The 24,204-nt window shown below is 37.2% G+C and carries 24 protein-coding genes; all 24 read left to right on the forward strand.

Features of this window, described 5'->3' with window-relative positions:
- Nucleotides 1-9: 9 nt before the first annotated feature.
- The 24 genes from NC818_05200 (at nucleotide 10) to NC818_05315 (ending at nucleotide 24,193) form a co-directional block, all read left to right on the forward strand.
- On the forward strand, nucleotides 10-354 hold the full coding sequence (locus NC818_05200) for an EamA family transporter (protein MCM8784148.1): 345 nt from the start codon (nucleotides 10-12) through the stop codon (nucleotides 352-354).
- 45 nt (nucleotides 355-399) lie between these two features.
- Nucleotides 400-2,367, forward strand: a complete 1,968-nt coding sequence (locus NC818_05205) for a hypothetical protein (protein ID MCM8784149.1) — start codon at nucleotides 400-402, stop codon at nucleotides 2,365-2,367.
- Between the two features lie 3 nt (nucleotides 2,368-2,370).
- Complete coding sequence (locus tag NC818_05210) at nucleotides 2,371-3,588, forward strand: type II secretion system F family protein (protein ID MCM8784150.1); 1,218 nt, start codon at nucleotides 2,371-2,373, stop codon at nucleotides 3,586-3,588.
- Between the two features lie 17 nt (nucleotides 3,589-3,605).
- Nucleotides 3,606-4,064 (forward strand): type II secretion system major pseudopilin GspG, encoded by a 459-nt coding sequence (gene gspG / locus NC818_05215; protein MCM8784151.1) that lies wholly within the window; start codon nucleotides 3,606-3,608, stop codon nucleotides 4,062-4,064.
- A 50-nt stretch (nucleotides 4,065-4,114) separates the two neighbouring features.
- The gene (locus tag NC818_05220; protein ID MCM8784152.1) at nucleotides 4,115-4,624 is read left to right on the forward strand and encodes a hypothetical protein; all 510 of its coding nucleotides are present in this window, start codon (nucleotides 4,115-4,117) and stop codon (nucleotides 4,622-4,624) included.
- Nucleotides 4,617-5,018, forward strand: a complete 402-nt coding sequence (locus tag NC818_05225; GenBank protein ID MCM8784153.1) for a hypothetical protein — start codon at nucleotides 4,617-4,619, stop codon at nucleotides 5,016-5,018. The genes NC818_05220 and NC818_05225 overlap by 8 nt, the downstream gene beginning before the upstream one ends.
- A gap of 4 nt (nucleotides 5,019-5,022) precedes the next feature.
- Nucleotides 5,023-5,691 carry a prepilin-type N-terminal cleavage/methylation domain-containing protein gene (locus NC818_05230; protein MCM8784154.1) on the forward strand — a complete coding sequence of 223 codons (669 nt, stop codon included), beginning with the start codon at nucleotides 5,023-5,025 and terminating at the stop codon, nucleotides 5,689-5,691.
- A complete protein-coding gene (locus NC818_05235; GenBank protein MCM8784155.1) occupies nucleotides 5,654-6,700 on the forward strand; it encodes a type II secretion system protein GspK in 1,047 nt (348 codons plus the stop codon). The genes NC818_05230 and NC818_05235 overlap by 38 nt, the downstream gene beginning before the upstream one ends.
- Entirely contained in the window at nucleotides 6,690-8,183 is a 1,494-nt protein-coding gene (locus tag NC818_05240; protein MCM8784156.1) for a PilN domain-containing protein, read from the forward strand. The genes NC818_05235 and NC818_05240 overlap by 11 nt, the downstream gene beginning before the upstream one ends.
- Entirely contained in the window at nucleotides 8,180-8,713 is a 534-nt protein-coding gene (locus tag NC818_05245; protein ID MCM8784157.1) for a type II secretion system protein M, read from the forward strand. The genes NC818_05240 and NC818_05245 overlap by 4 nt, the downstream gene beginning before the upstream one ends.
- A 2-nt stretch (nucleotides 8,714-8,715) precedes the next feature.
- The gene (locus NC818_05250; protein ID MCM8784158.1) at nucleotides 8,716-9,012 is read left to right on the forward strand and encodes a zinc ribbon domain-containing protein; all 297 of its coding nucleotides are present in this window, start codon (nucleotides 8,716-8,718) and stop codon (nucleotides 9,010-9,012) included.
- An 87-nt stretch (nucleotides 9,013-9,099) separates the two neighbouring features.
- Nucleotides 9,100-11,574 carry a diguanylate cyclase gene (locus tag NC818_05255; protein ID MCM8784159.1) on the forward strand — a complete coding sequence of 825 codons (2,475 nt, stop codon included), beginning with the start codon at nucleotides 9,100-9,102 and terminating at the stop codon, nucleotides 11,572-11,574.
- A gap of 108 nt (nucleotides 11,575-11,682) precedes the next feature.
- The gene (gene hrcA, locus NC818_05260) at nucleotides 11,683-12,726 is read left to right on the forward strand and encodes a heat-inducible transcriptional repressor HrcA (GenBank protein MCM8784160.1); all 1,044 of its coding nucleotides are present in this window, start codon (nucleotides 11,683-11,685) and stop codon (nucleotides 12,724-12,726) included.
- Nucleotides 12,723-13,316, forward strand: coding sequence for a nucleotide exchange factor GrpE (locus NC818_05265; protein ID MCM8784161.1), 594 nt, complete (start codon nucleotides 12,723-12,725; stop codon nucleotides 13,314-13,316). Before hrcA ends, NC818_05265 begins: the two co-directional genes overlap by 4 nt.
- 19 nt (nucleotides 13,317-13,335) lie before the next feature.
- Nucleotides 13,336-15,213, forward strand: a complete 1,878-nt coding sequence (dnaK, locus tag NC818_05270; protein MCM8784162.1) for a molecular chaperone DnaK — start codon at nucleotides 13,336-13,338, stop codon at nucleotides 15,211-15,213.
- Nucleotides 15,214-15,298: 85 nt separating this feature from the next.
- Nucleotides 15,299-16,444, forward strand: a complete 1,146-nt coding sequence (gene dnaJ, locus NC818_05275; GenBank protein ID MCM8784163.1) for a molecular chaperone DnaJ — start codon at nucleotides 15,299-15,301, stop codon at nucleotides 16,442-16,444.
- 312 nt (nucleotides 16,445-16,756) lie between these two features.
- Nucleotides 16,757-17,170: a 50S ribosomal protein L13 gene (gene rplM / locus NC818_05280; GenBank protein MCM8784164.1), complete on the forward strand. Its 414-nt coding sequence runs from the start codon at nucleotides 16,757-16,759 to the stop codon at nucleotides 17,168-17,170.
- A 17-nt stretch (nucleotides 17,171-17,187) separates the two neighbouring features.
- Complete coding sequence (gene rpsI, locus NC818_05285; GenBank protein MCM8784165.1) at nucleotides 17,188-17,619, forward strand: 30S ribosomal protein S9; 432 nt, start codon at nucleotides 17,188-17,190, stop codon at nucleotides 17,617-17,619.
- Nucleotides 17,620-17,751: 132 nt separating this feature from the next.
- Nucleotides 17,752-18,780, forward strand: coding sequence for an N-acetyl-gamma-glutamyl-phosphate reductase (argC, locus tag NC818_05290; GenBank protein ID MCM8784166.1), 1,029 nt, complete (start codon nucleotides 17,752-17,754; stop codon nucleotides 18,778-18,780).
- Between the two features lie 17 nt (nucleotides 18,781-18,797).
- Nucleotides 18,798-20,003, forward strand: a complete 1,206-nt coding sequence (gene argJ, locus NC818_05295; GenBank protein ID MCM8784167.1) for a bifunctional glutamate N-acetyltransferase/amino-acid acetyltransferase ArgJ — start codon at nucleotides 18,798-18,800, stop codon at nucleotides 20,001-20,003.
- 6 nt (nucleotides 20,004-20,009) lie between these two features.
- Complete coding sequence (gene argB, locus NC818_05300; protein MCM8784168.1) at nucleotides 20,010-20,864, forward strand: acetylglutamate kinase; 855 nt, start codon at nucleotides 20,010-20,012, stop codon at nucleotides 20,862-20,864.
- A 13-nt stretch (nucleotides 20,865-20,877) separates the two neighbouring features.
- Nucleotides 20,878-22,074 (forward strand): aspartate aminotransferase family protein, encoded by a 1,197-nt coding sequence (locus tag NC818_05305; protein MCM8784169.1) that lies wholly within the window; start codon nucleotides 20,878-20,880, stop codon nucleotides 22,072-22,074.
- A gap of 9 nt (nucleotides 22,075-22,083) precedes the next feature.
- Nucleotides 22,084-22,998, forward strand: coding sequence for an ornithine carbamoyltransferase (argF, locus tag NC818_05310; protein ID MCM8784170.1), 915 nt, complete (start codon nucleotides 22,084-22,086; stop codon nucleotides 22,996-22,998).
- A 16-nt stretch (nucleotides 22,999-23,014) separates the two neighbouring features.
- Nucleotides 23,015-24,193 (forward strand): argininosuccinate synthase, encoded by a 1,179-nt coding sequence (locus NC818_05315; protein ID MCM8784171.1) that lies wholly within the window; start codon nucleotides 23,015-23,017, stop codon nucleotides 24,191-24,193.
- Nucleotides 24,194-24,204 lie beyond the last annotated feature (11 nt).

The raw sequence follows: 24,204 nt of genomic DNA on the forward strand, positions 1-24,204 counted from the left end.
GAGAGGGGTATGAAGCCATTCTTTCTTATTTTAATATCGGTGATTTTAGGAGTAATTGGGCAAGTATTCTTGAAAAAAGGAATGATTGGATTTAAGGGAGAATTTTCTACGCTATTAATTCATATTATGCAGAATCCTTTTATTATTCTTGGCTTTTTCTTTTATCTTTTAAGCAGTCTTATCTGGTTAGTGATTCTTTCTAGGGTCGATTTAAGTTACGCATATCCTATGTTAAGCTTGGGTTACATTGTGATTGTTTTTCTCTCCTGGTTAATTTTTAAGGAAAATATTACCTTTTGGCGCTGGGCGGGGGTAGTTTTAATTTCTTTTGGCATAGGTTTATTGCAGAAATAAGTTTAATTAGCTTCTATATCTTAGGTATGGTATAATAACTTTGCTATGAAAAAATTTATAATCTTTAGCATCTTTCTCCTGATTATTAATTTAAATCTCCTCTTTGCTGAAGGAGAAGTTTCTTCTTTACTTATAGCCCGTGAAAAAGATTATCAAGTAGAGAGATTAAGAAAATGGCTCGGAAATAACTTCCCTGAAATAGAAATAAAGCTACTTGATTTTGATGCAAAAGAAGCAAAGGAAATTTTATCCTTTTTAAAATTAGATTTTATTCCTGCAGTAGTTTTTGAAAATCCTTCTTTATCCGAGGAGACGATAAAGAAGTTTCGAATTATCACCGAGGAAAACTATGCATACATTCCTCGCGAAGTCCTTAGGAGAATAGTAAGTTTGGAATTATATAAGCGGGAACTTATTCCCAATAGGTTAGAGATTTTCAGTATGAGTTTCTGCCCTTACAGTAATAGGGCAGAGAAGCGTTTAATTAATTATTTAAAAATCAGTAAATTAAATAATATAGATTTTAAAATTCACTATCTGGTGAATCTTAAAGAAGGTAAATTGGATGCTCTTCATGGTTTGAGAGAATTGAATGAGAACCGGAGAAGAGTAGTCATACAAAAATACTGGCCGAATAAGCTCTTTGATTATCTTTTATTACGTGATAAATATTCTTATCGACAAGCAATTAGAACCTTGGGAATAGGTTACGCTGAGCTAAAGGAAAAGTTGGTTGAGGCAGATAAGCTTTTACTCCAAGATTATCAATACGCAAAGGAGTTAAATATTCATGCTTCTCCCACTTTTTTATGGCAGAATAAGTTTTTAATTTCCAGCCTTGAACAACTGACGATGTTCTCTCCTTTTGACAAAGAGCACAAAATAGAAGAGCCAAACGCGGTGGTTGAAAAGAACATAAAAATACTTATGTTTTTTTCTCCCAAATGTCATGCCTGCCATAAGGTAAAGGAGGAATTTCTACCGGAAATTATCACCAAATACAAAAATTTGGTGGAAATAGTTTATTATAATATAGAAGAACCACAGAATTTTAGTTATTTAATGGAATTAGAAGAAAAATACGGTATTCTTGAGTCGGGGTCTATTCCCAAGATTTTTGTTGGTAATAACGTTCTAGTTGGAGCAGGTCAGATAAGGGAAAGTTTAGAAAAGATTATTCTCAAAGTTTCTGGAGAAAAGATGGTTTCTGTAACCAAGGAAAAGACAGATGAGAAAATTCCTGAAAGAATTATTAATCTCTTTAAAACCTTTACCTTTGGGACAATCATTTGGGCAGGATTAATTGACGGGATTAATCCTTGTGCCTTTACTACTTTAGTCTTTTTTCTATCATTCTTAAGTTTTGCGGGTTATCGTAAAAGAGAAGTTTTTTATCTGGGAACATTCTTTATTTTAAGCATCTTCTTAACTTATTTTTTTCTGGGCTTAGGAATTTTTAAATTCATTACGCAACTAAAAATATATCATACCTTAGTAGAAATCTTCTATATGCTAGTAGGCATCTTGGTAATCATCCTTGCTTTGATTAATTTCCTTGAATTCTTCCGTTATAGAAAGACAAAAAATCTTGAAGATATAAAATTGAAACTTCCTCACGCTATTAAATGGCGAATTCAATCAATTATTGGAAGAGGATATAGAAAAGAAAAAGGCACAGAAGAAAAACCAATAGGTATATTGAGACTTGTCTTATTAAGTTTAGTGATTGGTTTTATCGTCTCTATTCTGGAATCAGTTTGCACGGGGCAAGTGTATTTGCCGACGATAACTTTTATTACTAAAGTTTCTGAGTTTAGAGTAAGAGCAATGCTTTATCTCTTTATTTATAATCTAATGTTTATTTTGCCGCTGGTAGTTATCTTTGTATTAGTGCTCTATGGACTGACTTCGGAGCGTTTTGCTAAGTTTGCTCAGCGGCATTTGGCAAAGATAAAATTACTTACAGCAATATTTTTCCTTGGTCTGTTTGTTTTACTCTGGAAATTGAGGTAAGCTATGCCTAAATTTGTTTATAAAGCAAAAGAAGAACCAGAGAAAATAGTGGAAGGGACAATAGAGGCAGAGAGTCGTGAACAGGTGATAGACCGTCTTCAGACAATGGGCTATTATCCCCTAAGCATCGTCGAAGATAGTGTTTTGAAAGAGGGAGAAAAATTTTCTTTACTCCGTGAAGAAGGGAAAGTGAAGCGTAGCGAATTAACTTTATTTACCCGTCAACTTTCCGACCTTATTGATTCGGGTATTACGCTAATCAGAGCTTTAAATCTTATTGAAGAACAGACTCCGGGTGTGATGATGCGCCAGTTAATTTCTTCCCTTGCAAAAGAGATAAAAGATGGTAAAAGACTTTCCGAATCACTTACAAAGTTTCCGCAGGTTTTCTCTCGGCTCTATGTGGCTTTAGTAAAGGCAGGAGAAGTGGGGGGTATGTTGGATGACGTTCTTTTGGGTTTAGCGGAATATTTAGAGAAAGAAGAAGAATTAAAAGCAAAGGTGCGGAGTGCACTTGCCTATCCTATACTCATGGCATGTGTGGGAGTGGCAACAGTTTTTATTCTCATGAGTTTTGTTATTCCTCGGCTTGCGGGGATGTTTAAAGATTTAGGACAAAGTCTACCGCTTCCTACTTTAATGCTGATTAGAATGAGTGATTTTTTGAAAGATTTCTGGTGGCTTATTCTATCCTTTCTTGCCTTTTTATATTTTGTTGTTCAACGGCGTGCACATACTCCGGAAGGAGGAATTATCCTTGACCGGTTAAAATTAAAAATTCCTCTTTTTGGAGAATTAATCAAGAAGTCGGAAGTTGCGCGCTTCTGTCGCACCCTTTCTACACTTCTAAAGAACGGTGTTCCTATTCTGGGAGCTTTGGATACTGTTATCCCCGTAATTGGGAACAGGGTAATTAAGAAAGAGATTGAGAAGATGTATAACGATGTGCGCGATGGGATTAGCCTTTCTAAAACGATAACCAAGAGTCCATATTTTCCTCCTTTGGTTTCTAATATGATTGCGGTGGGCGAGGAAGGTGGCGTGTTAGAGAATTCGCTGATGAAAGTGGCAGAGTCCTTTGAGCGAGAAGTAGAGAGAGTGGTTAAGGTGATTACTTCTTTAATTGAACCGGCGTTAATTTTGGTAATGGGAACCGTTGTGGGCTTTATTGTAATTTCTATGCTTTTACCGATATTTCAGTTAAATCTTGTGTCATGGTAAAAGGGAGGTGATTTGGAATGAGGAAAGGATTTACTTTGGTGGAATTGATGTTGGTAGTGATTATTTTGGGTATTTTGGTAGGGATGGTGGTGCCGCGTTTAGTGGGGCGCTCTGAAGAGGCAAGGAAGGCGGCAGCAAGAGCAGACATCCATGGAAGCATTGCCACCGCCTTAGATATGTTTGAGATGGATGTGGGAAGTTATCCTCAAAGCATTGACGAATTGTGCAAGATGCCCACTGATGAAATAAGAGGAAAACGTTGGAAAGGGCCTTATCTTAAGAAGTGCGTTGAGGAGGAAGGTGGCGAATTAATTATCCGTGACCCATGGGGCAATCCTTATCAATACGCACCCCCTAGTCAGCAGGAGAAAAGAGAAATTTATAAACTATGGTCATGGGGTCCCGACGGTAATGATGAGCAAGGCGAAGGCGATGATATTGCGAGTTGGAAGGAAAAAGAGAAAGGGCTTGAATAAGCAGAGAAAAAATTTTTTACACGAGGTAAGTCTAACTTAATTTATCAATTTTGGTGAAAAATTTTATAAAGAGAGAGGGTTTTACCTTTATAGAATTATTCTCAATAATTTTGTTAATTACGTTTTTGGTAACGATTGCTATTCCCCGCTTTCGTTCCACTTTTAGCACTTTAGAATTGGCCAATTTTTCTAAAAAAATCTCGACATTGTTGCGTTTTGCTCAGAGTAAAGCGATTGCCGAAGGAGTAGAAATTTATTTTTTAAAAGAGAAAAATTTATTATTTCTTACTAAAGATCCACCGCAAAATACCTCAGGAGGAAGAGAAATTTTAGAGGGAAGGTTTTCTTTGACTATTCCCCAAGCTATAAAAGTTATTTTTTCAGGAGCAAGAGAATTTGTTTTTCGTCATGATGGCAGTATCGATTTTATTGAACGCGACAAAGAATCCTCACAGTCACCCAAAATAATTGTTTCTAACGAAAGAACTAAATTCCAAATTATTCCCCAAGGAGTTATTGGAAGGATAACTTTAGAAGAAGTGTATGAAGTGTATGAATAGACTAGGTTATATATTAGTGGAGACATTAATTACGGTAGTTGTTCTTGCGGTGGGTTTGACTTTGGCGATGAATGCTTTGGGTTCAGAAATTCATGCCCTGCGTATTTCCAAGAATTACACCCATGCCAGTTTCCTTTTAGAAGAAAAGCTTGCGGAGATAGAGAAAAAGGGTGAAATTGATATAGTTAACGAATGGAAAGAGGGCGAGGTTTCTGGCGGATTCAGTGGGGATTATGAAAATTTTAGATGGATAGCAAAAGTTGAGGTTATATATGATAAAGAAGGTAAACCTACCAATTTAGTACAGGTAGCGGTTACTGTAATCTGGAGGGAGGTTTTTAGAGAACGGGAGCTGACTGTAGTAACCATTATGCCAAAGAAAATTACTTCTTGATTCCATGAGAAAAGGTTTTACTTTTATAGAATTACTTTTAGCAATAAGTATTTTTGCTGTAGTTAGTGTTATGCTTTATTCGGTTTTTAATATGGGCATTACTGCCTGGAGGAAGATGGAGGCAATTTTAGAACGCTATCAGGAGTTAAGATTGCTTACGGACAGAATGGGACAAGAGTTGCGCAACGCTTTGGATTTAGATTTAAAAGAATCTTTTGATACAAGTGTAGAAACTTATGATTTCCAAGGGGTGTCCAATAAAATTATTTTTTACACACTGAAGAATGGAGAGATAAGACGTCTAATTTATAGCATAGAACAAGACACAGAAAAGAGCAAGGAGTTAGAAAGAGATATTTTTTTAATTAAACGTGATGAAAAACCGTTCATTCCCTTACCTTTTAAAGAAGATGATTTTCAGGGAGAGGTTGTATTTGATTTAGTTAAAGAGTTAACGTTTTCTTATTTGGAAAGGAAAAGCGATACTGAAGAAAACTGGTTCAGTAATTGGGGTGAGACTGACTTGCAAAAGAATAATTTACCTACTCAGGTAAAGATAAAAATTGTGTTTTTTATTCCTCAATTGGTCCCCATAAGTAGAAAAGTTGACTATCAGGAGATTAGCATAGAAAAATATGTGGATATCGTTAGCGCAAAAAGAGTGTTGCCGTAAAAAAGGAACAATTCTTATAAATGCTTTTTGGATTCTCTTTATTTTATTATTGGTGGTTTCTGCCTTTGCTTGGAGAATTTCTTTAGAATTGAAAATATCAAAGATATTTACTTCTCGCCTAAAAGCACTTTCTTCAGCAAAAGCAGGCGTATATTGGGCAGGATATGTAAAGAAAAATCTTGATAATAGCCCTGCTTATGATTCCTTGAATGACACCTGGGCAGGTAAAGAGAACAATGATGTATTTAAAGATAAGGAGGTTGAAGAAACAATAGTAAATATAAGATATTTAAACCACTATGATACTGAGGGAAACCCCGTTTATTATTATGGGTTGATTGATGAAGAAAGGAAGATTAACTTAAATACAAAGGACTTAAATGCATTAAGAATGTTTGTGGTTAATTTGATGGATATTATAAATAGAGGTGGTCAGACTATTCTTACCTCTGATATAATTGAAGCAATAATTGACTGGCGCGATAAAGATGAAATAACTCCTGAAGGAGAAACTGAAAATGATTACTATGGATATATTAACCGTAATGGTGAATTTAAAATTTTGGAAGAATTGTTATTATTAAAGGGAATGGATAAAGAAAAGTTTAATATTTTACAAAAATATTTTACCATCTATGGTAATGGCAAGATAAATATAAATACTGCCGAGGAAAAAGTTTTAAGCGCAATTGTTTCTGTTTTTCATTCTGTTCCTCAAATAGCACCTTATTTAGATAGAGTGGTTGAGGAGATAATTGCATTTCGCCCTTTTTCTTCTGCACAAGGGTTATTTAATTTACCTGTAATCCGGGAGATAGTGAGTACTTTGCCTGAAGAAATAAAAGATGCACTTTTTTCTTCCCTAAGCGTAATAATTGGGGATTGGATTACTTTTACTTCCACTGTATTTCAGGTAAATATAGAGGCAAAAACAGAAAGGGTTAGAAAAACAGTTAGAACGTTCTTTAGTTCTCCTGAAGGAAAAATAATTTACTGGAATGAAAATTAATTTTTTTTCAAAATTAGAAGAATGGTATCAAAATTTAAAAGAGATATTTTCTTCGGCAAATTACTTTACCTGTTTAGAAATATCCGATACGCATCTGAAATTGGCACAGTTTGAGCGAAAAAAGGGAACGACGAATCTCGTTTATTTATTTACGCGGAATATTCCTCATCCAGATGACGAAACGATAGTTAAAACTTTGGAAACGGTGCTTTCGGAGATAAAAGTAAGAGGTTTGGTTTTAACCTGTCTTCCCCGTCATCAGACAACCGTGCGGTATATAAAACTTCCCTCAAGTAAACCTGAGGAACTAGCAGCGATGCTTGATTTTCAGATAACTAAACAGATTCCTTATCCCAAGGAAGAAATTGTATATTCTTGTATTAAATTAGGAATAGATTCTACTGGCTATACCGATATACTCTTAGCCATTGTCCATCAGGAAACAGTTTCTAAACATTTGAAATTATTGAAAGGTTGTAACATTGAACCTGAGAGAATAAGTTTTAGGACACTGAATACCTGTGAATGGTTTTATGCTAGCTATCCTGATTGTAAAGAAACAGTTTTCCTTATTGATGTAGATACAATTTATACCGAGGTAAGCATAATTGTTCCTTCGGGTAAACTCCTCTTTAGTCGCGCTATCAAAATAGGGGTAGAGGATTTAGAAAATGATGAAGATCTTAGAGTATTCAGGAATTTTAGAGATGAAATAAAACTTTCTCTTTCTACTTTTATGAAAGAGTATGCTGATTTAAAGGTGGATAAGATAATTCTTACAGGAGCCCTTGCTATATTGGACAGAATTAGGAATTATTTTAAGGATGAGTTTGAGATAGAAATTGAGATAAAGATGCCTTTGGAAAAGATTGGATTTAAAAGAGATGTTTTGGAAGAGAACTGGTTTGATATACATCGGGTATCACTCAATTCAGTATTAGGTTTGGGGCTGGGGAGAGATATTTTAGATAAGTTTAATCTTCTGCCCCTTCCGGAGATAAAGAGAAGGGATGAGGAGAAAAAGAAATACCAATTTATCTTTGGTATTATACTTATTGCTCTGATTATTTTGACTTTCGTAGGAATTATTTACAGGAAGTTTTACGAAAAGGCGTCTCTGGTGCGTTATTTGAATGATGAGTTGAAAAAAATAAATATAAGAGCACAGGGTTTGGAGGAGAAGAAGAGGAATTTAGAGTTAATAAAGGACCTTTTTTCAGATAGAAGCATAAGTTTAGATATCCTTGTTGAACTTTATAAGACAGTTCCTGCAGAAATAAATTTGGTAAATTTTGATTTTGAAGATGGTAAAGGACTTACTTTGAGAGGAACTTCTACGGAGATGGCAAGTGTGTTTAGATTTGTGGCTACGTTGGATAAATCTCCATACTTTTCTAATTCTCAGGTAAAATTTGTAAGGAAACGAGTTGGCTCAGAAGGCTTAACCGATTTTGAAATATTTTCTCCTTTAAAAGGCAAATGAAGTTAATTAGTCAATTTTCAAAACGTGAAAAGTTTCTTTTATTTGCTACGGTAGCAGTAATTGTTATAGCAGTTTCAATCAATTTTTTTGTGACTCCTGTGGCAAAAAGATGGCGCCGTATGAACAATCAGATTTCTAATCTCTATAATAAACTTTCTCGGTATACAAATATATTGACTCTGGAGAAAGAGATTGAAACAAAATATAAGACTTATGCAGATTACCTTAAGGTAAAAGGCTCAAGCGAAGAGGCATTGGCTTCAGTATTGCAGGAGATAGAGAAACTTGCCAGAACTTCGGGGGTGGCAATTACTAACATCGTGCCTTCAGGAATGGAGACCAAAGATTTTTATAATAAATTTGAGGTGAGAATGGATGTTGAGTCCGAGATTAACTCACTGGTGCGCTTTCTCTATGAGCTTCAAAGTTCAAAACACCTCTTTAGAGTTGTGCGTCTAAACATCAATACCAAAGCAGGAACCCAAGATGTTTTACGCTCTTCTATACAACTGATTAAAATATTTATTTGAATATGCCATTTTATGAATATCGTTGTCTAAATTGTGGCAAGATAACTACACTCTATAAAAAATCTGCATTTGAAAAAGAAGGATTCTTTTTGTGGTGGAAAACATACCGCTGTAATTTTTGTAGAAGTAGAAAATTGGAGAAAGTGTATTCAAGTTTTTCGGTATCTAAAAGAGAATCCACCATGGAGGTGCTTAATGAATTGCAGCGTATGGGCCCGATCAACTTTGTTCCTGACTATAGCCCCAAAGGTCCTCCGCCGGGAGGATGCCCTTATACTCAAGAAGGGGATAGAAAATAAGTCTTGCCCGATAAGGAATTTTGTGTTATATTTTTTAAAGGATGGGCGATGGTGTGAGGGCCCTTTTATTTTCCTTCCCAAAAGCCAATGATTTCTTTAAAAGAAGAAATAAAACAGAGCATCATTTCCTTTGTAGCTTCCTTGGACAAAGAAGGTAGAATATTGACTTTTTCCTGCCATATCCCCGAACTCAATGTTTACGTGGAAGAAGAAATAAAAAATGAATATTGGGTGGAGCTCTTTGTCCCTACTTCTTACAAAGAAAAGATACGTTATGTTTTACAGGAGATGCAAGAAAAGAATCTTTCTAATTTTTGTATTCAGCTTAATCTTATTTGTCGGGCAAAGGAAGAAGTTCCTTTCTTAGTAAATATTTCATTTCTCAAAGAAATCGAAGTTTTCTTGGTTACCGGGAAGAAAATGGTTGCCCAAAAAGAAGACATTGTTTACTATAAACGATTGGAATCAATTGTGATGGATATTGCTACCATGTTTGTCGGTGTCCGGCTGAGTGAAATGGATAAGTTAATCGATGAGGCACTCCGGGTAATTGGGGAGTTTACGGAAGCTGATCGCGCGTATGTTTTTTGCGTGAGCGAAGACCGCACAAAAGTTTATTATGCATATGAATGGTGCAAGGAAGGAATTACTCCTCAAAAGGAAAGGGTTAGAGAATTGATGGTTGAAGATTTTCCCTGGTTGAGGGAAAGGTTAGAGAAAAGAAAAGAAGTGGTTTATATTCCTTCAGTAGAGAAATTGCCTCCCGAGGCTTTGAGAGAACAACAGGAGTTTAGGGAAGAACAGACAAAATCGGCTTTACTTGTTCCGATGCTCTTAAATGGCGTAGTGACCGGATTTTTGGGTTTTGATTCGGTGTTTAAAGAAAGAGAATGGGATGATGATTGTGTTTTTTTATTGAAAATAGTAGGGGAAATTCTAGCGAATGCTTTAGCTCGGAAACAGACAGATTTTGCAATAGAAGAAGGACGGCGTTTTGTTTATAGCGTGTTTGAGAGCATTCAGGATGGAATAAGTATTTTAGACAAAGAACTGAATATTATCAGTGTCAACCACACTATGGAAAAATGGTATGCTTATAGTATGCCACTAGTGGGAAAGAAATGTTATTTTGCTTACCATAAGAGAAAAGAACCCTGCACTATCTGTCCTACCCAGAAGACGCTCAAAACTCAGAAACAGGCATATGAAGTGGTCGCGAAGTGTGGACCAGAAGGAGAAACTGTGGGGTGGGTTGATTTATATTCTTTTCCGCTCTTTGATTCTCTGACGGGAGAGATGAAAGGAGTAATTGAATATGTAAGAGATGCTACGGAACGGAAAAAAGCAGAAGATTTATTACATAACCTAACTCTTAACCTTAGAAGGACAAATAAAAAATTGAAGCTGCTTTCACTAAAAGATAGTCATACGGGATTGTATAATTATCGTTATCTTACGGAAGTTATAGAGTCAGAGTTTCAGAGGAGTAATAGATATGGACTGTCTCTTTCTGTGATTATGCTGGACATAGATTATTTTAAATCAATAAATGAAGTATATGGACATAATTTTGGAGATATGATTCTGAAACAATTGGCTAACCTTTGTAAGAAAATGGTGCGTATATACGATACAGTTATTCGTTTTGGAGGAGAAGAGTTTATTTTTATTCTTCCGGATACGGACCATTTGGGAGCAGTAAATCTTGCGCGACGTCTTTTGGAAAAGATAAACAGTTTTAACTTTGGTAGTGCCCAACAAAGGGTCCATCTTAAAGTGAGTATGGGGATTGCTTCTTATCCCTATGATCGAGTGTCTAGTGGTATGGAATTGGTAAATCTAGCCGATAGACTTTTAGGAAAGATAAAAGACCACGGAGGAAACAACATTTTTTCCAGTGAAATTTACCATAAAGATAAGCAGGTATTTAGCGAAGAGGATAGTGCTAAAGATACCAAAATGTTGAAAGAAAAGATAGATAAACTCACCAAACGTGCTAATCAAAGTATAAGGGAAGCAATTTATGCTTTTGCCCGCACAATCAAGTTGAAAGATGATTATACCGGAGAACATGTGGAGAAGACCGTGATTTACGCAGTAGAGACAGCCAAGGCTTTGGGGCTTTCTCCGGGGGAGATAGAAAAAGTTAGCGATGCTGCTATGCTTCATGACTTAGGGAAGATCGGGATAAGCGAGAAAATTTTGTTAAAAAAGTCAAAACTTACCTCGAAAGAGTTTGATGAACTAAAAAAACATCCGCAGATTGGAGCAGATATTTTGCGTTCCATTCATTTTCTTAAAGAGATAATTCCTTTTGTGCTCTATCATCATGAGCGTTATGATGGACGAGGGTATCCTTTTGGTTTAAAGGGAGAGGAAATTCCTTTAGGAGCAAGAATAGTGGCTGTTGCAGATGTGTATCAGGCATTAATTTCTAACCGTCCTTACCGCAAAGCCTATGCCAAAAGAGAGGCAATGCGGATTATCAAAAAAGGAGCAGGAACGCAGTTCGACTCCCGTATTGTAGAAGCTTTCTTAGAGGTTGTTCAAAAAGTCCATTAATAATTTCCCTCTCTTTTCTATAACGATTTTTCTTGACAAAAATTTTAAACGTAATGTATAATCATTTTAGCACTCTCATTACGAGAGTGCTAAAATGGAGGAGCCGAGATGCAGGTTGTAGATTTACGTTCAAGAAAAGAAAAAATCTTAGGTACAATTGTAGAAACCTATATTGAAGAAGCAAAGCCGGTGGGGTCGCGGACCATTGCGAGGAAGTTACGTTTTAAATTTTCACCTGCTACCATCAGGAATATTATGGCGGATTTGGAAGAAGAAGGTTATATTATGCATCCTTATACTTCCGCAGGCAGGATTCCTACGGATAAGGGATATCGCTATTATGTAGACAATTTAATGCCTTTAGAGGAACTTACTCCTCAGGAGAAAAAGGAAATTATGCGGGAATATTCTACCTCTAAGGGAGATATATCTACTTTCATGGATAAAACCAGTCGCCTTTTAGCTCGTTTATCAGAAGAGGCGGGGATTGTGGTTTATCCCTGTCTGAGCAAAAGTAGATTAAAACATATTGAATTGATTGATATTGGCAATAATTCCGTTTTGATGGTATTGGTTACCAATGCTGGTTTGATTAAGAATCTAATTCTGCGTTTTCCTCAGGTTTATTCACGGAGTCAGCTAGAGAAAATTAGTAATCTTTTTAATGCAGAATTGGAAGGAATTTATTTGAGTGAAGTATGGAAATATCTTCTGCAGAAGAGATTGAGTGAAGATTTTTCTATCTATAATCTCTTCAAAGACGCTTTTTCTCTTTTGGAAGAAGCGTTTAAAAAACTGGAGGAGGAAAAATTTTGTTTTGAGGGAACAACTCAAATTATTTCTCAACCTGAATTTGAAGACAGGGTTGCTTTGACTAAATTACTGCACCTTATAGAAGAGAAGAGATTGTTTCTGGATATCATTGCGCGCGATATGGAAGAAGATGGTGTAAAAATTCATATTGGAGAAGAGAATATTTTTGAGGAGGTAAAATCTTTGAGCCTAATTACTGCAAATTACCATCTGGAAGGAAAAGTGGTTGGTGCGTTGGGAGTAGTTGGTCCCACACGGATGGCCTATGCCCATGTTTTGAGCATTGTAAAGTATGTATCCCAAATTTTAGAGCATATTTTGCAGGATAGAGGAATATGAAGAAAGATTCGGAAGATAAAAAAGAGGTTAAAGATATTTCTGCGACGGAAAAAAAGAATCATAAAGATTCTTCTGGAGAGCAGCCAGTTTCCTCTGAGTGGGAAGAACTGCGGAGAAAAGCTAATCTTGCGGAAGAATACTATGATAAACTTTTGCGTTTAGGAGCGGAGTTTGAGAATGCTCGAAGGAGAATGCAGAAGGAAAAGGAAGATTTTATTTTTTTTGCTAATCAGAAGCTCTTATCTGAGTTATTACCTATCGCGGATGATTTTGAGCGTCTATTGGAAGGTTTAGAAAAAAATCATATTGATGAAGGGCTTTCTACAGGGATAAAGATAATACATAAAAGATTGCAAGAGGTTTTGGAAAAGAATGGATTGGTGCGGATGAAGGTAATAGGAGAAAAATTTGACCCGACAAGACACGAGGCTTTAATGATTGTGGACACTACAGAACATCCTGAGGATACTATTGTAGAAGAAATTCGCAGTGGATATCTTTTGTACAATAAAGTGTTAAGACCTGCAGTGGTTAAAGTAGCCAAGAGGAAAGAAAAAAGTAGTGCACCCGAACAACAGAGTACAAATTAAAAGGGAGGTGAAATAAAAAATGGCTAAAGCAATCGGTATTGATTTAGGAACATCCAATTCTGCGGCTGCGGTAGTAGAAGGAGGAAGACCTACGATTATTCCTTCTGCCGAAGGGGCTGGAGTGGCTTCGGGGAAGGCTTTTCCTTCGTATGTCGCTTTTACTAAAGATGGACAACGACTAGTGGGAGAGCCTGCAAGAAGACAAGCAGCAATTAATCCCGAGGGGACGATTTTTGCTGCCAAACGCAAGATGGGGACAGATTACAAATTTAGAGTCTATGGTAAAGAGTATACTCCACAACAAATTTCTGCGTTTATTTTACAAAAAATCAAAAGTGATGCAGAAGCATTTTTAGGAGATAAAGTTGAAGAGGTGGTAATTACTTGCCCTGCTTATTTCGATGACAATCAGCGAACCGCTACCAAAGACGCAGGAGAAATTGCGGGATTGAAGGTTTTACGCATTATCAATGAACCTACTGCTGCCTGTCTTGCCTATGGTTTGGATAAATTAGGTAAGCGCTTAAAAATTATGGTTTTTGATCTGGGTGGAGGAACACTGGATGTTACCATTATGGAGATGGGCGAAGAAGGAGGTTTTATGGTTCTTTCTACCAGTGGCGATACTCAGTTGGGTGGAACGGATATGGATAATGCACTTATTGAGTATGTGGTTGAGCAGTTTAAACGTGAGACAGGGATAGACCTGCATAATGATAAAATGGCTATGCAGAGAGTCCGTGAAGCTTCTGAGAAGGCAAAGATTGAACTTTCCAGTACGCTCACTACGGACATAAATCTTCCTTTTATTACCGCGGATGCAACAGGGCCTAAACATCTTACAATAAACATTACCCGCGCTAAGTTAGAGGAATTAGTCTCACCTATCATTGAACGATGCCGGCACCCCATAGAACAGGCGTTAGCGGATGCACAACTTAAGGCTGGGGATATTGACAGGATAATACTGGTGGGAGGGCCTACCCGGATGCCCTCGGTACAGAAATTTGTGGAGGAAGTGGTGGGGAAGAAGATTGAACGTGGAATAGACCCGATGGAATGCGTCGCTATGGGAGCAGCGGTTCAGGCAGCAATTATTAAAGGAGAGATGAAGGAAGTATTACTCGTAGATGTTACTCCTTTATCTTTAGGAATTGAAACATTAGGAGGGGTTTTTACAAAATTGATTGAGAGAAATACAGCAATTCCTACCCGTAAATCTGAAATATTTTCTACCGCGGCCGACAACCAGACTGCAGTTACTATCCGTGTGCTTCAAGGTGAACGGCCGATGGCAGATGATAATGTAGAATTAGGAAGATTTGATTTGATTGGTATTCCTCCAGCACCACGGGGAATTCCTAAAATTGAAGTTACTTTCGATATCGACGCCAATGGTATTGTTCATGTTTCGGCAAAGGATTTAGGGACCGGTAAGGAACAATCAATGAAAATTACTGCTCCTAAGAAGTTATCGAAAGAGGATATTGAAAAGATGGTTAAAGAGGCGGAGAAATTTGCAGAACAGGATAAGAAGAGAAAAGAGGAGGTAGAATTAATAAATCAAGCAGATACTTTGATTTACACTACAGAAAAATCCTTAAAAGAATTTGGTGATAAGATCAGCCAGAGTGAGCGGGCAGAGATTGAGGCAAAACTTAATGACTTAAAAACCGCGGTTAAGGACAAGAATATAGAAAGAATCAAAAAGAATATGGAGGAATTGACCCGTGCTTCCCACAAACTGGCAGAAGAGGTTTATAAACAAGCGGGAGCTACTGGTCAGAAAACAGAAACCCACCGTGAACAAAAAGCAGAGAAAACGGAAAATAAAGAAGAAAAGAAAGAAGACATTATTGATGCGGAATATAAAGTAGATGATGAGGATAAGAAATAAAACTCTAAATCCAAAATTCAAAGCTCTAAGCAATTTCAAATAAATTTTAGAATTGAGGGTTTAGAGTTTATGGTTTTTTACTAAAATGGCGAAACGTGATTATTACGAAATACTGGGTGTAGATAAGAGAGCCTCCAAAGAGGAGATAAGAGCTGCTTTTCGTAAGTTGGCAATGCAATACCATCCTGACCGCGCACCGCAGGATAAGAAAAAAGAGGCAGAGGAGAAATTTAAAGAAATTTCTGAAGCTTATGCAGTTTTGTCTGATGATCAGAAACGTGCTCAGTACGACCAATTTGGACATGCGGGAATTGATTCAAGATATAGTTACGAGGATATTTTCCGGGGAGCAGACTTTGGAAGCATCTTTGAGGATTTAGGTTTTGGAGGTAGCATCTTTGAAGAACTTTTTAGTGACTTTGGTTTATTTGGAAGTGGGCGAAGAACTTCTCGTAAGACAGGAAGAGGGAGGGACTTACAGTTTGATTTGGAAATCTCTTTTGAAGAGGCTGCGCGCGGGACTACAAGAACCATAGAGGTTTCGCGGTATGAAATTTGTTCTGCTTGTCGAGGGGAAGGGGCTAAACCGGGGACAAAAAAAGTCGAATGTTCGCGTTGTCACGGAACAGGGCAATCAAGGGTTTCCCAAGGGTTTTTTACTTTAACTACTACCTGTTCTGCCTGTCAAGGCGAAGGGTATAAAGTTCAGGTTCCCTGTCCTAACTGTCGTGGACAGGGGCGGGAGAAGGTGGAGCGAAAAATTGAAGTTAAAATTCCTCCCGGCGTAGATACAGGGTCGCATCTGCGTCTTACTGGAGAAGGCGAGGCGGGTGTTTCTGGTGTAAGGGGAGATTTGTATGTAGTAATCTATGTTAAACCTCATCCGCTCTTTGAAAGACATGAGGATGACATCTATTTAGAACTTCCCATAAGTTTTGCTACTGCCTGTTTAGGAGGAGAGGTGGATGTTCCTACTTTAAATGGTGGTGTAAAAATGAAGATCCCTGCAGGAACACAGTCGGGTAAAGTTTTTCGTATCCGAGGCAAAGGTTTTCCCAGATTACATAACCAAGGACAGGGAGATGAATTGGTGAGGGTAGTGGTAGAGGTTCCGACAGAATTAACCCCTGAACAAAAGAAACTTTTGCGTGATTTTGCTGCTGCATTAAGAGAAGATTCCCTCCCTTTAACCCGCTCCTTCCGCGAAAAATTACGCCATATATTTAAATAAATAAGGGTGCCTAAATTTCTTAAATACTGGTTAACGCTCATGTTTTATGGTTATTTTCAGGGGGTCTTTTTTAGAGAAATTTCTTTCGGATAAGATTCTGTACTTATTATATGTTTTTAGAAGGGTAATTTTTCTACCTTGGTGTTAACAGGATTATTTTTTGAAATATTTTCTTTGATGTTCGGAGCATTCATTTAGGAATGAGGATTTATGGAATTAACAAGATGGAGAAATTTAATTTTCTTGTTGACAGAAATGGGTTGATGGTTGTAAAATTCTACGCTATTATTCTAATTTGGAAAAGGAGTAAAAATGGCAGTTAGAGATAAGGAAGATATAAAGTGGTATTTAATAGATGCAAAAAAAGAGGTGTTAGGGAAATTAGCAGTTAAAGCGGCAAGGATTCTCATGGGAAAGCATAAGCCGGCGTATGTGCCCTATCTGGCTGATGGCGATGGTGTTATTGTTATTAATGCTCGTCAAATTAATATCACTGGCGATAAGCTTTCCCATAAATTTTATAAACGCTATTCGGGATATCCGGATGGTTTAAAGAAAATACCTCTTTCGGAGATGTTGTATCGTAAGCCTGAAGAGGTGATTAGACACGCTGTAGCAGGTATGCTTCCTAAGAATAAACTAACGAAGATTCTACTAAAGAGATTAAAAGTTTATGCTGATGATAAACATCCCCATTTGGCACAGAAACCCGTAATGGTTAAATAAGGAAAAGAGGAAAGACGATGGTAGATGACAAAAATGACAATGTGGTAAATCAGGAAAATCAAACAACGAAAATTCTTGCTACAGGACGTAGGAAAACCGCAGTGGCGAGAGTATGGCTTTTTCAGGGAACGGGGAAAATTCAAGTAAATAAAAAACCATATAATCTTTATTTTCACCGTTCGCTTTATGAAAAACTAATCCTCGAACCATTTCGCGCAACTGACACCTTAGGGAAATTTGATGTGGTTGCTAAATTGGAAGGAGGTGGTTTGACTGGTCAAGCGGATGCTCTACGTTTAGGTATCTCCCGTGCCCTTACCCTCATTAATCCTACTTTTAGACCTCTTCTGAAAAGACGCGGTCTCTTAACTCGCGATCCCAGAGAAAAAGAACGTAAAAAATATGGGCAGAAAGGTGCGAGAAAGAGATTCCAGTGGACGAAGCGTTAGGTAAAAATACTTCTGATATTCAAAAAATCTAAAGCAATATATAATAAACTAAGCCTCCGACGAAAAATTTCTTGACTATTTTAAATTTTTAGCATAGAATTTTCCTATCTTATTTTAATTTTAAGGTGAGAAATGGATAAGGTTAAAGTTGGGGTTGTGGGAGCAACGGGTTATGCGGGAGAGGAATTAATCCGCATCTTACTTAATCATCCTCAAGTAGAGATAAATTATTTATCCGCAAAAATAGATAAACCTACGGATATAATTGAGATCTTTCCTCAATTTAAAAAGAAAATTAGTCTTATTTGTGAGGAACTGGATATAGAAAAGTTGGCTAAAAAATCAGAGGTAGTATTTCTTGCGACTCCCCATGGTTATGCCCATACCATCGTTCCCGAATTAAGGAAAAGGGATAAAATAGTAATTGATTTAAGTGCAGATTTTCGTCTTAAGGATGAAAAGCTCTATAAAAAATGGTATAACTTTGAACATAGCAATAAGAAATTTTTAGAAGATGCAGTCTATGGTTTGCCTGAGGTTTATCGAGAAGAGATTAAGAAAAATAAACTTATAGCTAATCCCGGATGTTATCCTACAGGAGTGATTTTAGGAAGCTTACCTTTGGTAAAGAATAGTTTTTTAAAAGAGAATACGATTATTGTAGATACAAAATCGGGAGCAACCGGGGCAGGGAGGACATTAAAAACTGATTTACTTTTTAATGAAGTTAATGAAACAATTCGTGTCTATAAAATAAATGCTCATCAACATATCCCGGAAATTGAACAGGAACTTTCTTTGATAGGAAATAAAGATATAAAAACTATATTTGTCCCCCATCTTTTACCATTAAGTCGAGGCATTCTGAGTTGTATTTATATAAAATTGAATAAAAAATTTTCTACGAAAGATCTCCTTGAATTTTACAATAGTTTTTATAAAAATGAACCCTTTGTGCGTGTTTTGAAAGAGGGTAATTTACCACAATTGAAATCAGTGCAATTCAGTAATTATTGTGATATTGGTATTAGCGTAGATCAAGAGAGTGATTTGGCCATTGTGATATCTGCTATTGACAATTTAGGTAAAGGAGCCAGTGGACAGGCGGTACAGAATTTAAATATTATTATGGGATGGGAAGAAACCGTCGGGCTTAAATAAGTTGCTAAACTAAAAGCATGAAGATAATTAGAGGGGGGATTACTGCCCCCCATGGTTTTGAAGCAAGCGGTATTTCTTGTGGTATAAAAAAGGGAAATGCATTAGATTTAGCGCTTATTTACTCCCAACAACCCGCTTTGGCAGTGGGATTATTTACCTCTTCACATTTCCCCGCAAACCATGTAGTTCTGGATAGAACACGGCTGAATAGGTATGGGCGAGCTCAGGCAATTATTGTTAATAGCGGAAATGCTAATTGTGCAGTAGGAGAGAAGGGTTTATCGGATGCAGAGAGGGTAACAGATAAAGTAGCAAAAGTTTTGGGTATTAATTCATTTCTTGTGTTGATGGCTTCTACAGGAATTATTGGTAAGAGATTACCCGTAGAGAAGATAGAAAGAGCGATTCCTCTTTTGATAAATACTAAAAGGAAAGATAGATACCGCTTGGCAAGTCGAGCCATAATGACCACCGATAAAAAACCCAAAGATATAGCTTTGGAATTGAAAATAAAGGGTAAGAAGATAAGGATTGGAGCCATGGCAAAGGGAGCGGGGATGATTAACCCTCGTTTGGCAACTATGCTCTGTTTTATAACCACAGATTTGAGTATAAACTCCAAACTGTTAAAGAAGGCGCTTAAAGAGGCCGTAGATAATTCATTTAATCGCATTAGCATCGATGGAGAGATGAGTACCAACGATAGCGTGATTATTATGGCCAATGGCTTGGCGGGAAATAGAAGGATAGATAATTTAGAAGAGAGTGATTTTCTTGTTTTCTCAGAAGGATTACGTTTTGGATGTGAGTATTTAGCGCGTCAAATTGTTTTAGATGGTGAAGGAGCGACTAAATTTATTTCTATAAAAGTTAAAGGAGCAAAGAACAGATTTGAGGCGGAGAGAGTATCCCGAACCATCGCAAATTCTCCTTTGTTTAAGACTGCGATGTATGGTCAGAACCCTAACTGGGGAAGGATTATTTCTGCTTGTGGAGCGTCAGAGGCTAGACTCAATCCGGAAAAGTTAGATATTAGTTTAGGAGGGCAATTTGTTTTCAGATGCGGTAAGCCTGTAGGAAAAGATTTCCAGCATTTTAAGAAGATTTTAGAAAAGAGAGAAATAAAAGTAGAAATAGATTTAAATCTGGGTAAAGGAGAATATTCTCTCTGGACAATCGATTTGTCAGAGGATTATGTACGCATAAACGCAGGATACGAATAGCCTATAATGGAAGAAGTAATTAAAAAAGCGGATGTTTTGATTGAGGCAATGCCTTATATTAGGGCTTTCCGTAACAAAATTTTTGTAATTAAATACGGCGGTAAAATAATTCTTAATGAGAATGCCCAGAGGCGTCTTTTAGAAGACCTAAATTTTTTATATTTTGTAGGTATCAAACCTGTGCTTGTGCATGGGGGTGGACCTTCGATTACCCAGAAAGCAGCACAGTTAGGTAAAATGGTAAAGTTTGTTGAGGGCAGGAGAGTAACCGATGAAGCAATGATAAAAATAGTGGAAGAGACCCTTACCGACATAAATCAGAAACTGATAAAAATGGTGAAACTTTTAGGAGTAGAAGCTAAAGGGTTGGATGGGAAAAAGGACGATATAATCAGAGTTAAAAAGATAGAAGATGAGATTGATTTGGGATTTGTAGGTGAAATTACAGAGGTAAATTCTGAACCGATAAAGGCAGTTTTGAAAGAGAAAGCAATTCCTATAGTTATTCCTTTAGGACGGGGAAAGGATAGACTTACCTATAATGTAAATGCAGATGATGCTGCTTCGGCTATCGCGGTTAGTCTTAAGGCAGAAAAATTTATTCTCCTTACTGATACAAGGGGGATTTTGCGCAATCCAGAAGATGAGAGTTCTTTGATTTCAACACTTACCCAGAAAGAATCTCTGGAGTTAATTGAGCGTAAAGTAATACAGACAGGAATGATTCCTAAGGTTAAAGCGTGTATAAATGCTCTGCAAGGAGGGGTCAAGAAGACACATATTATTGATGGAAGAATAAATCATGTTGTACTGCTGGAGATTTTTACTGACCAGGGTATAGGGACAGAAATTGTAAAGTAAATTGCAAATGGTTATGAAGACAGAAGAAGTTATAAAGTTATATGAAGATTACGTGATGAATACCTACACCCGCATGCCAATTTCTTTAGCCAAAGGGAAAGGTTCGCGGGTTTGGGATTTAGAACAGAGAGAATATCTTGACTTTTTCCCAGGATGGGGAGTGAGTGGTTTAGGACATGTCCATCCCAAGATTACCTCTGCCATAAAAGAGCAAGCAAAGAAGCTAATTCATGTTTCTAACAATTACTATCATCATCTTCAGGCACGTTTGGCAAAAAAGATAATCGATTTGTCCTTCCCCGGTAAAATCTTCTTTTGTAATTCTGGTGCAGAGGCAAACGAGGCTGCTTTTAAATTGGCAAGAATTTACGGACAGGGTAAACGTTTTGAAATCATCGCTTTTGAAAATTCTTTTCATGGAAGGACCATTGCGGCTATTGCTGCTACAGGACAGAAAAAGTATCAAGAAGGATTTGAACCCTTGCCTTCTGGTTTTATTCATGTTCCTTATAATAATATTAAAGCAGTGAGAAATGCATTGAGTGAGAGGACAATCGCAGTTATTTTAGAATTGATTCAAGGCGAAGGTGGTATAAAAGTAGCGGATTTTGAATTTGTTAATGAACTATACCGCTTATGTAAAGAAAAAGATGTTCTTTTAATTGTAGATGAAGTTCAGACAGGGATGGGAAGGACAGGGGAATTTTTTTGTTTTCAAAACTATGGAATAATTCCTGATATCATGACTTTGGCAAAAGCTTTAGGAGGAGGTTTGCCGATTGGAGCAATGGTGGCAAGGTCAGGGGTTGCGGAGTGTTTCAGACCCGGAATGCATGCTTCTACTTTTGGAGGAAGCCCACTCGTATGCAAAGCAGCTTTAACAGTTATTGAAACGATTCAGAAAGATAGATTGTTAAATAATTGTAGAAGGTTGGGAAATTACCTTAAAGAAAAACTTTCTGTTTTTAAAGAAAAATTTAGTTTTGTGCGTGAGGTGCGGGGAATGGGATTAATGTTGGCGTTGGAATTAGATATTTCGGGTAAAACGGTAGTAGATCAATGTAGAAAACGTGGACTTTTGATAAATTGCACCCAGGAGCGTATTTTGCGGATTATGCCAGCAATAAATGTGAGTAAAAAAGATATTGACAAAGCAGTTGGTATCTTAGAGGATGTGCTTAAAGAACACCAAAATACCTTACCCTACTAATTTAATGTAATGAAAAGAGATTTCATTTGTATAAGAGATTGGTCAGTAAAGGAGATAGAAGAGATTTTTTCTCTTACTGAGAAATTAAAAAAAGATCCCCTAGGATTTTTCTCTTCCTTGGAAGGGAAAACGCTTGCTTTAATTTTTGAGAAACCTTCTACGCGAACCCACGTTTCCTTTATGGTGGGGATGTATCAGTTAGGAGGCAATGCCCTCTATTTGGGACCAGAACAAGTAAAATTAGGAGTGAGGGAGCCGATTAAAGATATTGCCCGAACTCTCAGTAGATATGTTGACGGAATTGTTATACGCACTTTTTCTCATGAGAATGTGTTAGAAATGGCAAGGTATGCGAGCATTCCGGTGATTAATGGTTTGTCTGATTTGCTTCATCCTTGCCAGGCATTGGCGGATATATTTACGATTAGGGAAAAAAAAGGCAAGGTGAGAAAAGTTAAACTTGGCTTTATTGGGGATGGCAACAATGTTCTTCATTCTCTTCTTTACGGTTGTAGTAAGTTAGGAATAGACCTTTATATTGCCACACCTAAAGGTTATGAACCCAAAGAAATTATTTTTAGAGAAGCGAAGATGTTGGCGAAAAAAAGCGGTGCTGAGATTAGAATGAGTACTTCTCCTTATACTGTGGTAAAGGAATGTGAATTTCTTTACACGGATGTGTGGGTAAGCATGGGGCAGGAGAAAGAGAAGAGAAAACGACTGAGAGACTTTAAGGGGTTTCAGCTGAATAGAAAACTTTTTTCTGAGGCAGGTAATATGCCTTATATTTTACACTGTCTTCCTTGTCACCGAGGAGAAGAGATTACCGATGAAGTTATCGAGGGAAAGAATTCCCTTGTTTTTGAACAGGCAGAAAATAGGTTGCATGTGCAGAAGGCGATTTTAATTAAACTCTTAAGTTGAGAAAAGAGGGTAGATTATGAAAAAGATAATCTTGGCTTATTCCGGAGGTTTGGATACATCGGTTGCCCTTCACTGGTTGAAGAAAAAAGGTTTTAAAGTAATTGCTTTTTTGGCGGATATAGGACAGCAGGCAGAATTTAAAAAGCTATCGGAAAGAGCAAAGAAGATAGGTGCAGATAATATTTATGTCAAAGATTTGAGAAGAGAATTCTTAGAAGAGTATTGTTGGCGGGCGCTTAAAGCTGGGGCAGTTTATGAAGGAAAATATTTGTTGTCTACTGCTTTAAGTAGGCCTTTAATTGCTAAGTACTTAGTAGGGATAGCCAAAAAGGAAAAAGCGGAGTTTATTGCTCATGGTTGCACAGGTAAGGGAAATGACCAGGTTCGCTTTGAGGTTTCGGTCTCTATCCTGGCACCGGAATTAAAAATCATTGCTCCTTTGCGAGTCTGGGATTTGAAATCAAGGGAAGAAGAAATTGCCTATGCGAAAAAAAATGCTATACCCATCGATGTTACTAAGAAAAGCCCTTATTCTATAGACCATAACCTTTGGGGAGTGAGTATTGAATGTGGAGCCTTGGAAGATCCCCGGGTTGAACCCCCAGAAGATGCTTATCAGATAACCAGTCCTATTTCTGCTACGCCGGATAAACCTTTGTATCTGGAGATTTATTTTGAAAAAGGAGTGCCTACCGGAATAAAAGGAGAGCGTGGGGGAGCTTTAGATTTAGTAAGGGAGTTGAATAGATTAGGTGGAGAGCATGGAATAGGACGCACAGATTTGGTAGAAAATCGTCTTATAGGAATAAAGAGCAGAGAGATTTATGAAGCCCCCGCCGCTTCAATACTCTATACTGCGCACCGGGAGTTAGAGGCGATGAATCTTGACCGTGAGACTCTCCATTTTAAACCGATTATTTCTGCTAAATATGCAGAGTTAATTTATTATGGGCTGTGGTTTACTCCTCTCAGGTCTGCTTTAGATAGTTTTCTGGAGAAGATTCAAGAGACCATTACGGGATGCGTGCGTTTGAAACTTTTTAAAGGAAATTGCATTCCTGTAGGAAGGAAATCTTCTTATTCTTTATACAAGAAAGAAATTGCTACTTATAGTAGCAAAAGTCAATTTGACCAAAAGTTAGCCGAAGGTTTTATTAAGATTTGGGCTACGCCATACATTAATCAGCGAATTTAATATCAAAAAAT

The sequence above is a fragment of the Candidatus Omnitrophota bacterium genome, assembly GCA_023819145.1.
Lineage (GTDB): Bacteria > Omnitrophota > Gorgyraeia > DTHP01 > DTHP01 > JBFWKV01.

Excerpts from the sequence above, each read along its gene's own strand:
- NC818_05200 (MCM8784148.1), top strand. The coding sequence starts at position 10 with ATGAAGCCATTCTTTCTTATTTTAATATCGGTGATTTTAGGAGTAATT.
- NC818_05205 (MCM8784149.1), top strand. The coding sequence starts at position 400 with ATGAAAAAATTTATAATCTTTAGCATCTTTCTCCTGATTATTAATTTA.
- NC818_05210 (MCM8784150.1), top strand. The coding sequence starts at position 2,371 with ATGCCTAAATTTGTTTATAAAGCAAAAGAAGAACCAGAGAAAATAGTG.
- gspG (MCM8784151.1), top strand. The coding sequence starts at position 3,606 with ATGAGGAAAGGATTTACTTTGGTGGAATTGATGTTGGTAGTGATTATT.
- NC818_05225 (MCM8784153.1), top strand. The coding sequence starts at position 4,617 with ATGAATAGACTAGGTTATATATTAGTGGAGACATTAATTACGGTAGTT.
- NC818_05230 (MCM8784154.1), top strand. The coding sequence starts at position 5,023 with ATGAGAAAAGGTTTTACTTTTATAGAATTACTTTTAGCAATAAGTATT.
- NC818_05235 (MCM8784155.1), top strand. The coding sequence starts at position 5,654 with ATGTGGATATCGTTAGCGCAAAAAGAGTGTTGCCGTAAAAAAGGAACA.
- NC818_05240 (MCM8784156.1), top strand. The coding sequence starts at position 6,690 with ATGAAAATTAATTTTTTTTCAAAATTAGAAGAATGGTATCAAAATTTA.
- NC818_05245 (MCM8784157.1), top strand. The coding sequence starts at position 8,180 with ATGAAGTTAATTAGTCAATTTTCAAAACGTGAAAAGTTTCTTTTATTT.
- NC818_05250 (MCM8784158.1), top strand. The coding sequence starts at position 8,716 with ATGCCATTTTATGAATATCGTTGTCTAAATTGTGGCAAGATAACTACA.
- NC818_05255 (MCM8784159.1), top strand. The coding sequence starts at position 9,100 with ATGATTTCTTTAAAAGAAGAAATAAAACAGAGCATCATTTCCTTTGTA.
- hrcA (MCM8784160.1), top strand. The coding sequence starts at position 11,683 with ATGCAGGTTGTAGATTTACGTTCAAGAAAAGAAAAAATCTTAGGTACA.
- NC818_05265 (MCM8784161.1), top strand. The coding sequence starts at position 12,723 with ATGAAGAAAGATTCGGAAGATAAAAAAGAGGTTAAAGATATTTCTGCG.
- dnaK (MCM8784162.1), top strand. The coding sequence starts at position 13,336 with ATGGCTAAAGCAATCGGTATTGATTTAGGAACATCCAATTCTGCGGCT.
- dnaJ (MCM8784163.1), top strand. The coding sequence starts at position 15,299 with ATGGCGAAACGTGATTATTACGAAATACTGGGTGTAGATAAGAGAGCC.
- rplM (MCM8784164.1), top strand. The coding sequence starts at position 16,757 with ATGGCAGTTAGAGATAAGGAAGATATAAAGTGGTATTTAATAGATGCA.
- rpsI (MCM8784165.1), top strand. The coding sequence starts at position 17,188 with ATGGTAGATGACAAAAATGACAATGTGGTAAATCAGGAAAATCAAACA.
- argC (MCM8784166.1), top strand. The coding sequence starts at position 17,752 with ATGGATAAGGTTAAAGTTGGGGTTGTGGGAGCAACGGGTTATGCGGGA.
- argJ (MCM8784167.1), top strand. The coding sequence starts at position 18,798 with ATGAAGATAATTAGAGGGGGGATTACTGCCCCCCATGGTTTTGAAGCA.
- argB (MCM8784168.1), top strand. The coding sequence starts at position 20,010 with ATGGAAGAAGTAATTAAAAAAGCGGATGTTTTGATTGAGGCAATGCCT.
- NC818_05305 (MCM8784169.1), top strand. The coding sequence starts at position 20,878 with ATGAAGACAGAAGAAGTTATAAAGTTATATGAAGATTACGTGATGAAT.
- argF (MCM8784170.1), top strand. The coding sequence starts at position 22,084 with ATGAAAAGAGATTTCATTTGTATAAGAGATTGGTCAGTAAAGGAGATA.
- NC818_05315 (MCM8784171.1), top strand. The coding sequence starts at position 23,015 with ATGAAAAAGATAATCTTGGCTTATTCCGGAGGTTTGGATACATCGGTT.